Annotated in this window: 9 protein-coding genes and 1 pseudogene; 3 read left to right on the top strand and 7 right to left on the bottom strand. The window is 74.7% G+C overall.

What is annotated here, in order from left to right:
• The 5 genes and pseudogenes from BBH68_RS26315 to BBH68_RS26295 form a co-directional block, all read right to left on the bottom strand.
• A pseudogene (locus BBH68_RS26315) lies at positions 1-651 on the bottom strand (hypothetical protein); the annotation flags it as partial.
• Between the two features lie 158 nt (positions 652-809).
• Complete coding sequence (locus BBH68_RS26310) at positions 810-1391, bottom strand: histidine phosphatase family protein (RefSeq protein ID WP_065965986.1); 582 nt, start codon at positions 1389-1391, stop codon at positions 810-812.
• Positions 1392-1522: 131 nt separating this feature from the next.
• Positions 1523-2302 carry an ABC transporter ATP-binding protein gene (locus BBH68_RS26305; RefSeq protein WP_065965985.1) on the bottom strand — a complete coding sequence of 260 codons (780 nt, stop codon included), beginning with the start codon at positions 2300-2302 and terminating at the stop codon, positions 1523-1525.
• 3 nt (positions 2303-2305) lie between these two features.
• On the bottom strand, positions 2306-3337 hold the full coding sequence (locus tag BBH68_RS26300) for a FecCD family ABC transporter permease (protein ID WP_483855356.1): 1032 nt from the start codon (positions 3335-3337) through the stop codon (positions 2306-2308).
• Positions 3334-4392, bottom strand: a complete 1059-nt coding sequence (locus tag BBH68_RS26295) for an ABC transporter substrate-binding protein (protein ID WP_065965984.1) — start codon at positions 4390-4392, stop codon at positions 3334-3336. The genes BBH68_RS26300 and BBH68_RS26295 overlap by 4 nt, the downstream gene beginning before the upstream one ends.
• A 388-nt stretch (positions 4393-4780) precedes the next feature.
• Here BBH68_RS26295 and BBH68_RS26290 point away from each other — a divergent pair, with 388 nt between their 5' ends.
• Together BBH68_RS26290 and BBH68_RS26285 are read left to right on the top strand one after the other, a co-directional pair.
• Positions 4781-5266, top strand: coding sequence for a cation:proton antiporter regulatory subunit (locus BBH68_RS26290; protein WP_174589097.1), 486 nt, complete (start codon positions 4781-4783; stop codon positions 5264-5266).
• Between the two features lie 3 nt (positions 5267-5269).
• A complete protein-coding gene (locus BBH68_RS26285; RefSeq protein ID WP_065965983.1) occupies positions 5270-6535 on the top strand; it encodes a cation:proton antiporter in 1266 nt (421 codons plus the stop codon).
• A gap of 45 nt (positions 6536-6580) precedes the next feature.
• Here BBH68_RS26285 and BBH68_RS26280 read toward each other — a convergent pair whose 3' ends face one another.
• Positions 6581-7045 carry a GNAT family N-acetyltransferase gene (locus tag BBH68_RS26280; RefSeq protein WP_065965982.1) on the bottom strand — a complete coding sequence of 155 codons (465 nt, stop codon included), beginning with the start codon at positions 7043-7045 and terminating at the stop codon, positions 6581-6583.
• Between the two features lie 98 nt (positions 7046-7143).
• Positions 7144-8751 carry an aminotransferase-like domain-containing protein gene (locus tag BBH68_RS26275; protein WP_425428848.1) on the bottom strand — a complete coding sequence of 536 codons (1608 nt, stop codon included), beginning with the start codon at positions 8749-8751 and terminating at the stop codon, positions 7144-7146.
• Here BBH68_RS26275 and BBH68_RS26270 point away from each other — a divergent pair.
• Positions 8639-9652, top strand: coding sequence for a DMT family transporter (locus BBH68_RS26270; RefSeq protein WP_425428847.1), 1014 nt, complete (start codon positions 8639-8641; stop codon positions 9650-9652). The genes BBH68_RS26275 and BBH68_RS26270 overlap by 113 nt on opposite strands.

Genomic DNA, 9652 nt, shown 5'->3' with positions numbered 1-9652 from the left:
GGAACGAAGGGCCGAGGCTGTGGTCGATATGCGGCTACCGCCGCGTGGTCGACCGTCGACAGGTGCTGGATGCGCCCCGGCGGGGGCACCTCCCAGCGGTAGCTGGGGGAGAACCGAGCCCTTGAAAAGCGGCGGCAGCCAGGCCATGGCCAGTACCCAGGTGGCGCCGGCGAGCAGCAGACCGGCCCGGGCCGGTGGGGGTTCGGGGGCGGGCATGCCCGCGCCGACCACGCACGCCACCATCAGCTGGACGCCGGCGGAGGAGCACACCGGCCCGATCGCGCTGATCGCGCCGGACACCAGGCCGACCGCCGCGAGCGCGAGCGCGATCCAGGTGCCGAGTCCGAGGGTGCCCAGCCAGGCGCCGGTGAGCAGGCCCGTGGCCCCGGCCAGGGCCGGGAGGCCGATGCGTACGAGGCGGGTGGCTCGGGTGGCGGGCCGGTCGTTGATGTGCGCGAACATCGCGCCGAGACCCGCGGTGACCCCGGCGGAGGTGTGGCCCGCGGCCACTCCGGCGGCCAGCACCGGCCCGACGCCGAGCGCCCCGCGGGCCACCGCCGCCCAGGGCACGGGCCCGCGCAGCCCGCGCGCTCCGTGCAGCGGGTGGGTGAGCCAGCGGGGTGGGGCGGGCCGGGTGTGCGGTGCGCGCAAGGGGGGTCCTCCGGGCGGGTCGGGCAGGTGGGTTCCCTCTTCGTCGAGGACGTGTACCTCGAACGTACGCGGCCAATGCCGACATGCCGTAACCGCGACGTTTCCAGTGTGTGGCCCGGGCCGGGGAGGTCTCGGGGGCGGACCGCGGCGCGGCGGTGTCAGAGTTGCGTCTCGCGGTCCACGCACAGCCGCCACTTCCCGGCCCCGCCGGTCAGGGTGACGGTGGACAGCGGGAGTACGTCGACGTTCCAGTAGCAGTGGGGGGGCGCCTTCATCGCGTGGGTGACGGCCGCGCGTATCACGCCCGGGTCGGCCACGGCGAGCATCCGGGTGTCGGACGCCGCGGGCCGGGTGTCCAGCCAGTCGCCCACGCGGTTGATGAACGCGGACAGGGACTCGCCGCCGTGGGGCGCGCTGCCCGGGTCGGCGAGCCAGCTGTCGACCGCTCCGGGTTCGCGGGTCTCGACTTCTTCCCGGGTACGGCCTCGCCAGCGGCCCATGTCGCAGTCGCGCAGGGCGGTTTGGGCGAGCGGCATGAAGCCGAGGATGTCGCCGGTCTCCCGGCTGCGGGCCGATGGCGAGCAGTAGCGCAGCCCGGCGGCGGCCAGCGGAAGCAGGGTGGGCGCCACGCGCTCGACCTCGCGCCAGCCCGCCGGGTCGAGCGGCCGGTCGTCGTCGAAGCGTTCGGCGAGCCGGGAGGAACTGCGGGCGGAGGCGATCAGCGTGAGCCGGAAGTTCATCCGGGCATGGTAGGGCGCCCGGGCGGCGGCCGGTGGCCGTGGGCGCCCGCTCGGCGGTGTGGGAACTGTGGCGCGGTGTGTGGGGTGTGTGTCGTTGCCGCCATCCGGGACAGACCGCGGGCGGGCGGGGGTCAGGGGGTGGCGAGCGGCCGGGCGGCGTAGGTGATGCGTACGACGCCGTCGGCGTGGCGGTCGGCGGTGGCGGCCACGCCGAAGACCTCGCGGAGGAGGTCGGGGGTGAGCGGGTCCGGTACCGGGCCCGTGGCGACCACCGTGCCCCGGTGGAGCACCACCAGGTGGTCGCAGAGGCGTACGGCGAGGTCCAGGTCGTGGAGGACGGCGAGGGTGGTCGTGCCGGTGGCGCGGATCAGCTCCAGGAGCTCGAAGCGGGCCCGGATGTCCAGGTGGTTGGTGAGTTCGTCGAGGACCAGCAGCCCCGGGCGCTGGGCGAGGGCGCGGGCGAGCAGCACGCGCTGGCGTTCGCCGCCGGACAGGGAGGTGATGTCGCGGTCGGCCAGCGGCCGTGCCCCGCACCGGTCGAGTGCCTCGTCCACGGCCCGGTGGTCCTCGGGGCCGTCGCGGCCGAGCAGGCCGTGGTGGGGGGTGCGGCCCAGCGCCACGACCTCCCGGACGGACAGCCCGGCCGGGGCGCCGGCGGTGTCCTGGAGCACGGCGCCGGTGCGGCGGGCGGCGGTGCGGGAGGGCAGGATCCACACGTCGTCCCCGCCGACGTACACCGCGCCCCGGTCGGGGCGCAGCGAGCGGTAGACCGCGCGCAGCAGGGTGGACTTGCCGCTGCCGTTGGGGCCCACGAGGCCGACGATGTCGCCCGGGCGGGCCTCGAGGGTCACATCGCGCAGGATCGGGTGCCGGTCCAGGGTGAGGTGCACCCGGTCCACGGTGAGTCTCATGTATCAGTCCAGGCTCGTGTTGCGGCGCAGCAGCCACAGGAAGAAGGGCGCGCCGAAGAGCGCGGTGAGGATGCCGAGCGGCAGTTCGTTGGGGCGGGCGAGGGTGCGGGAGAGCAGGTCGACCAGGACCAGGTACAGGGCGCCGGTCACCGCGGCCAGCGGCAGCAGTCTGCGGTGGTCGGCGCCGAAGGCGAGCCGTACGAGGTGGGGGATCATCAGGCCGACGAAGCCGATGCCTCCGGCGACGGCGATGACCGTGCCGGTCAGCAGGGAGGCGAGGACCAGCAGGACGGCCCGCAGCCGGTGCACGTCGACGCCGAGCGCGGTGGCGGACTCGTCCCCGGCGAGCAGGGCGTTGAGCCGTCTGGCGAACAGGACCAGGGCGGCGGTGGTGGCGAGGACGACGGTGGCGACGACGGGCAGTTGGTCCCAGCGGGCGCCGGCCACGCTGCCCAGGGTCCAGAACATCACGGCGCGCAGCTCGCTGGGGGTGGCCCGCAGTTGCAGATAGCTGGTGGCCGCGAGCAGGAGGTAGCCGACGGCGACGCCGGCCAGCACCAGCCGGGTGGGGGCGAGCCGCCCGCCGCGCCGGCCGAGCAGGAAGACCAGGCCCATCGCCGCGGTGGCGCCGAGGAACGCCGCCGAGGACACGCCGAGCCCGCCGAGGGCGCCCCCGGCGAGGGTGAAGGCGAGGACGGCGCCGAGCGAGGCGCCGGAGGACACGCCCAGGACGTAGGGGTCGGCGAGCGGGTTGGCGACCACGGCCTGGAGGACCACTCCGGAGACGGCCAGGCCGGTGCCCGCCAGGGCGGCCAGGACGACGCGGGAGGTGCGGAAGTTCCAGACGATCTGGTCGAGGGCGAGGTCGCCGGCCGCCGCCCGGCCGCTCATCCGGTGCAGGACGATCCGCCAGACGTCGCCCAGGGGTACGTTGACCGCGCCGATGCTGATCGCGGCCACCATGGCCAGGGCGAGCAGGGCCGTCAGGGCGAGCAGGGTCACGGCGGCGGGTGCCTTGCGGGGGTGGCGGGTCATCGGGCCGGGAAGGCGTCGGGGTGGAGCATCCGGGCGATCCGCTCGACGGCGATGTCGTTGCTGGGCCCCAGGTACATGGAGTCGGACAGGACGAGGTACCGGTGTTTCCTGGCGGCCGGCCACTGCGGGAACTGCTTGAGCAGCTTGCGCGCGTACCCGTCCGGGTCGCGGTCCTGGTAGCTGATGACCACCAGGGCGTCGATGGATTCGGTGGCGACCTTCTCCTTGCTGAGGTCCGCGAAGGTGTTGCGGGTGGCGGAGGAGAAGGCGTTGCTGCCGCCGGCGCGTCGCAGGATGTCGTTCCAGATGCCGTTGGCCGCGATCGCGCTGAAGTCGTTGCTGCCCATCGACATGTTGGAGAACACGACCATGACGCGGGGCCGTTCGCGGACCTTGACCCGGGCCGCGACCGCGTCGATCTTCTTCCGGGAGGCGGCGATCAGCCGCTGCGCCCGGTCGCCCGCGTGGAAGATCCGGCCCAGGTCGGTCAGCAGCCGGTAGCTGTCCTCGATCCGCATCCGGGAGGGGTTGTCGTCGCAGCCCGCGGGCGAGATGTAGGTGTTGGCGCCGATCGAGGCCAGGTCGTCGCGGGTGGCGAAGCCGTTGTCCGCCGCGAAGCCGTAACTGGTGGTGGACAGGACGGTGTCGGGGCGCAGGCCCAGCATGGTCTCGCGGGGGATGTCGGCGGCGCCGCCCTGCTGGATGCCCCGGGCCGGCAGGGCCGCGATGGCCTCCGCCCGGCCCTCGACCTCGGATCTGCCGTACGACTGGGCGTTGGCCACCACGCGGTCGCCGAGGCCGAGGGCGAGCAGGGAGGACACCTCGGCCACCGAAGCTCCGTTCATGACGACCACCCGGTGGGGCGCCTCGCGGTAGGTGGTGGTCCGGCCGCAGTTCTCCAGGGTCACCGGGTAGCCGGCCCGGGCGCCGCCCGCCGCCGGGGCGTGTGCGCCCTCGGCCGGGGCGCCGCAGGCCACGGTGGTCAGGCCGATGACTCCGGCGAGGGCGAGGGCGAGGGCCGCGGGCCGGGTGGTGGCGGGTCGTGTCCGGGGCATGCGGTTCCTTCGGGAGGGGGACGGGTGGCGTCCCAGTAGTCGCGGCGGAACCGGCCGGAGTTCCCTCTCCCCTTATTGCGAGTCACTTGCAACAACTACTCTGATGCAGGAACATGAGACATGCGGGGCCGGCCCGTCAGCCTTCGCGATCCGCGCCCGGAGCGCTCCGGGCGCGTCCTTCCGAGGGGTGATCGTCTTCTCACCCGGCGACCGCCGGTCTCCGGCCGGCCCCGTCCGAGCACCACCGACCCCCGAGCACCACCGACCCCGTCCCGCCCCCCTCATTACCAATTCTTTGCCGTTCGTTAGGGTGGTACGGGGACGCGGTCGGCCGAACACCGCCGCCGTACGTCCACCGGTAAGTGGCACGCACGACGGAAGGACGGCCGTGGGAACTCCGCGGATCAGCAGTACGCCGTTGCCCGGAATCGGTGTCCGTTACGACCTGACCACGCGCGAACACAGGCGTCTGTCGGTGGTCGCTCATCGCGAGGGCGGACGGACACTGAGCACATATCGCCAGGACGACCCGGACGAGTGCGCGCTGTCGGTGCGGCTCACCGCGAAGGAGGCGGAGGCGCTCATCGGCGCCCTGATGCCCTCGCACCACAGCCCGGCCCTGCTGTCCACGACCGAGTTGGGCCTGGTGGCCGAGCGGGTCGAGCTGTCCTCGGTCTCCTACTGGAACGGGCGGGTGCTGGGCGAGACGCGGATGCGGACCGAGACCGGCGCCTCGATCGTGGCGGTGCTGCGCCGCGCGGACGCCATCCCCTCCCCCGCGCCGGACTTCCGGCTGGCCGGCGGGGACACCCTGATCGTGATCGGCACCCGCGAGGGTGTGGAGGCGGCCGCGGCGATACTCGGGCGGGAGTGAACCATGCATTCCTCCGCTCTTTTCCTGATCGAGTTCGGTGCGGTGCTCCTCGGCCTGGGGCTGCTGGGCCGGCTGGCCGGACGCCTCCAGTTCTCCCCCATCCCGCTGTATCTGCTGGCCGGCCTCGCCTTCGGCGAGGGCGGGCTGCTGCCGCTGGGGGCGAGCGAGGAGTTCGTGGCGATCGGCGCCGAGATCGGCGTGATCCTGCTGCTGCTCATGCTCGGCCTCGAGTACACCGCGAGCGACCTGGTCAGCAATCTGAAGACCCAGTACCCGGCCGGGCTCGTCGACGCCGCGCTCAACGCCCTGCCCGGCGCGGTCATGGCGCTGCTGCTGGGCTGGGGCCCGGTGGCGGCCGTGGTGCTGGCCGGGGTCACCTGGATCTCCTCCTCCGGGGTCATCGCCAAGGTCCTGGGCGACCTGGGCCGCCTGGGCAACCGCGAGACCCCGGTGATCCTCAGCATCCTGGTCCTCGAGGACCTGGCGATGGCGGTCTATCTGCCCATCATCACCGCCCTGCTGGCGGGGGTGAGCGTGGCGGCGGGCAGCGTCACCCTGGCCATCGCGCTGGGCGTGGCCGGTCTGGTGCTCTTCCTCGCCGTGCGCTACGGCCGGGTCATCTCGCGCTTCGTCTCCAGCGACGACCCGGAGAAGCTGCTGCTTGTAGTGCTGGGCCTGACCCTGCTGGTGGCCGGGCTCGCCCAGCAGCTTCAGGTGTCGGCGGCGGTGGGGGCGTTCCTGGTGGGCATCGCGCTGTCCGGGGAGGTCGCGGAGGGCGCGCACAACCTGCTCAGCCCGCTGCGGGACCTGTTCGCGGCCGTGTTCTTCGTCTTCTTCGGCCTGCACACCGACCCGGCGAGCATTCCGCCGGTCCTGCTGCCCGCCCTGGCGCTGGCGGTCGTCACCGCCTGCACGAAGATCGCCACCGGCTACTGGGCGGCGAAGCGGGCGGGCATCTCCGCCAAGGGCCGCTGGCGGGCCGGCGGCACCCTGGTCGCCCGGGGCGAGTTCTCCATCGTCATCGCCGGGCTCGCCGTCACGGCCGGGATCGAACCGTCCCTGGGGCCGCTGGCCACGGCGTATGTGCTGATCCTGGTGATCCTCGGCCCGCTCACCGCCCGCTACACCCAGCCGCTCGCCATGCGGCTGACCGCGCGCCGCAGGCCCGCCGCGGCGGCCCGCGCCGAGGCGGCCGACGCGGCCGATGCCGCCGTGGCCGCGCGGACCGCCGAGGCCGCGCGGGAAGCGGTGGATCAGCACCGCCGCTGACCGGCCCGCGGCCCGGTCCGTCCCGGCCGCCTCAGCCTCCCCGCCTCACTCTCCCCGCGTGTCCTCGCCGGGGAAGTGCAGGGCCATCCACTGCTCCGGCTTGTCCAGGGACGTGAAGCCGATCTTCTCGTACACGCCGTGGGCGTCGTGCGTCGCCAGCAGGATGCGCCGCACCCCCAGGGGCGCCAGGTGGTCGCGGACGGCCGTGACGAGCGCGGTGCCGAGCCCCTTCCCGCGCGCGGACCGGTCGACGTAGACATCGCACAGCCAGGCGAAGGTGGCGTGGTCGGTGATCACCCGGGCGTACGCGACCTGGGCGCCCGAGGCGGTCTCGTACGCGCCGAAGTTGAGCGAGCCGGCGATGGCCCGGTCCTGCGTCTCCCGGCTGCGGCCCAGCGCCCAGTAGGCGTCGGTGGACAGCCAGTGGTGGACACGGGCCGCGTCGATGCGGGAGGGGTCGGTGGATATCTCATAACCGTCGGCGGCCGGTCGGCCGTTCGTGTCACTCATGGCGGGAGACTCGCAGGTCAAGGGGGCGGCGTCGAGGGAATTTCGCCCCTGGGGAATGCGGCGCGCGGGAATCCGGCGCGCGGGAATCCGGCCCACCCTCAGCCGAGCACCTCGTCGCAGGCGGTGCGCAGCCGGCGCAGCCCCTCCGCCAGCTCGGCGGGGCCCGCCGCCGAGGCGAAGGAGAGCCGCAGGTGCGGGGCGGGTGGTTCGGCGCAGAAGTACGGGCGGCCCGGCGTGACCGCGACCCCGGCGCGCAGGGCTGCAGAGGTCAGCGCGGCCTCGTCGGTGCCGTCGGGCAGCCGCGGCCACAGGTGGTAGCCGCCGGCCGGGACCTGGCGCAGGGCGAGTTCGGGAAGGTCCCGCCGCACCCCCGTGGCCAGGGCCTCGCGGCGGACGCGCAGCTCGGTGGCGACGGTGCGCAGATGCCGGGTCCAGGCGGGCGAGCCGACCAGTTCGAGCGCGGCCTCCTGCAGCGGGCGCGGCACGAAGAAGCTGTCGACGACCTGGACGGCGCGCAGCCGCTCCAGCGCGGGGCCGCGGGCGGCGAGCGCGCCCACCCGCAGGCTGGCTGAGGTGATCTTGGTGAGCGAGCAGACGTGGACGACCACACCGTCGGGGTCGTCGGCGGCGAGGGGCGCGGGCAGCGTCCCCGCGTCCTCGTGGGCGAGGCGGCGGGCGAAGTCGTCCTCGATCACGAACGCGCCCGCGGCCCGGGCCACCCGCAGCACCTCGCGGCGCCGCTCGGCCGAGAGCACCGCACCGGTCGGGTTCTGGAAGAGGGGCTGGCAGAGGAACACGCGCGCCCCGGTCGCGCGGAGCGCCTGCTCGAGCAGTTCGGTGCGGACCCCGTCGGCGTCCACGGGGACCGGGACCGGGCGCAGCCCGAAGGCGCGGGCGGCGGCGAGCGCCCCCGGGTAGGTGGGCGACTCGACGAGCACGGGCGAGCCGGGCGGCGCGAGGCCGCGCAGCGCGGTGGTCAGCGCGCTCTGGCCGCCCGCGGTGATCAGCACCTCGGAGGGGGCGAGGGATCCGGTACGGCCGCCGATCTCGGCCGCGAACCACGCGCGCAGCTCGGTCAGCCCCTCGATCGGCGGACGGTCCCACGCACCGGGCCGCCGCCCGGCGCGGGCGAGGGCGGCGGCCATCGCCCGCTCCGGCTGGAGCGAGGGATGGAGATAGCCGCCGTGCAGTTCGAGGGCGCCGGGCGGCGGGCCGGCCAGGGTGGCCAGCACGCCCGAGGCATCGACGGAGCGCGGGACCGACTCCCCGGACGTCTCGACGCTGAGGGCCACCTCCTGCCAGGAGGTGTCGCCGGGGCGCGGCGCCTCCTCGGCCGCCCGCGGCCGCGCGGCCCGGAAGGCTCCGGCGCCGGGCCGGGTGACCACGAGACCCTCGGCGCGGAGCTGGGCGAGCGCGCGGGAGACGGTCACCGGGCTCACCCGGTAGCGGTCCACCAGGGCCCGGCTGGACGGCAGCTTCTCTCCGGGAGAGTAGCGGTTCAGTTCCAGGCGGAGGCTTTTGGCCAATTCCGCGACACTGCTACGCTCTTGCATGAGTCCACAAGATAGCGCTATCGCGAGCGAGACGATAGCGGTGAGCGATGGCACGGAGCCGCGCACCGCCGCACGCCCCGCCCCCAGGGCCTCCGGCCCCGCGCGGTCCGGCCCGCTGCCGCCCGCCGGCCACCGCGGCGGCCTCGTCGGCACCGTTCTGGCCGCGCTGGGCGTGGCCGCGTTCTCCCTGACCTTCCCCGCCACCGCCTGGGGCCTGGAGGGCCTCGGCCCCTGGTCGGTGGTCACCGGCCGGCTCGTGCTGGCCGGGGCGGTCGCCGGCGGCACGCTGGCCGTCCTCCGGGTCCGGCCGCCCGCCCGCCGCCACTGGCCCGGCCTGCTGGTGGTCGCCGCCGGGGTCGTGGTGGGCTTCCCGCTGCTGACCACGCTCGCGCTCCGGACGTCCACGACCTCGCACGCCGCCGTGGTGGTCGGTCTGCTTCCGCTGACCACGGCGGCGTACGCGGCCATGAGGACCGGGGCCCGGCACACCCGGAGGTTCTGGGTCGCCGCGCTCGCCGGGGCCGCGGTGATCGTCGCCTTCGCCGTGCAGCAGAGCGGGGGCGCGCTGGCCGGGGGCGATCTGTATCTGTTCGGCGCGCTGCTGATCTGCGCCGCCGGATACGCCGAGGGCGGCAAGCTGGCGGGGCACATGCCGGGCTGGCAGGTGATCGGCTGGGCGCTGGTGGCCTGTCTGCCGCTGTCGGTGCCGGGCGCCGCGCTCGCGCTGACCGCCGAGCCCGTACACCTCGGAGCCCACGCCGTCGCCGGACTGCTCTGGCTGGCCCTGGGCTCGCAGTTCCTGGGGCTGGTGGTCTGGTACCGGGGGATGGCCGCCATCGGCGTGGCCAGGGCCAGCCAGCTCCAACTGGCCCAGCCGCTGCTCACCCTGGTGTGGTCGGTGCTCCTCCTGGACGAACACCTCACCTGGGCCGCGCCCGCGGCCGCCGCGGCCGTGCTGGTCTGCATCGGCGTGACCCAGCGGGCCTCGACGGCCGCCGAACGGGCGCCGGCGGCCGCCGATCCGGCGGGCGCAAACCCGGAGGAGCGGCCATAA

Source organism: Streptomyces sparsogenes, from assembly GCF_001704635.1.
Taxonomy (GTDB): Bacteria; Actinomycetota; Actinomycetes; order Streptomycetales; family Streptomycetaceae; genus Streptomyces; species Streptomyces sparsogenes.
The sequence above is the reverse complement of the archived record's forward strand: the minus strand, read 5'-3'. Positions and strand labels throughout refer to the sequence as shown.

Coding starts and splice junctions, on each gene's coding strand:
- BBH68_RS26310 (WP_065965986.1), bottom strand. CDS start 1,391: ATGAACTTCCGGCTCACGCTGATCGCCTCCGCCCGCAGTTCCTCCCGG.
- BBH68_RS26305 (WP_065965985.1), bottom strand. CDS start 2,302: ATGAGACTCACCGTGGACCGGGTGCACCTCACCCTGGACCGGCACCCG.
- BBH68_RS26300 (WP_483855356.1), bottom strand. CDS start 3,337: ATGACCCGCCACCCCCGCAAGGCACCCGCCGCCGTGACCCTGCTCGCC.
- BBH68_RS26295 (WP_065965984.1), bottom strand. CDS start 4,392: ATGCCCCGGACACGACCCGCCACCACCCGGCCCGCGGCCCTCGCCCTC.
- BBH68_RS26285 (WP_065965983.1), top strand. CDS start 5,270: ATGCATTCCTCCGCTCTTTTCCTGATCGAGTTCGGTGCGGTGCTCCTC.
- BBH68_RS26280 (WP_065965982.1), bottom strand. CDS start 7,045: ATGAGTGACACGAACGGCCGACCGGCCGCCGACGGTTATGAGATATCC.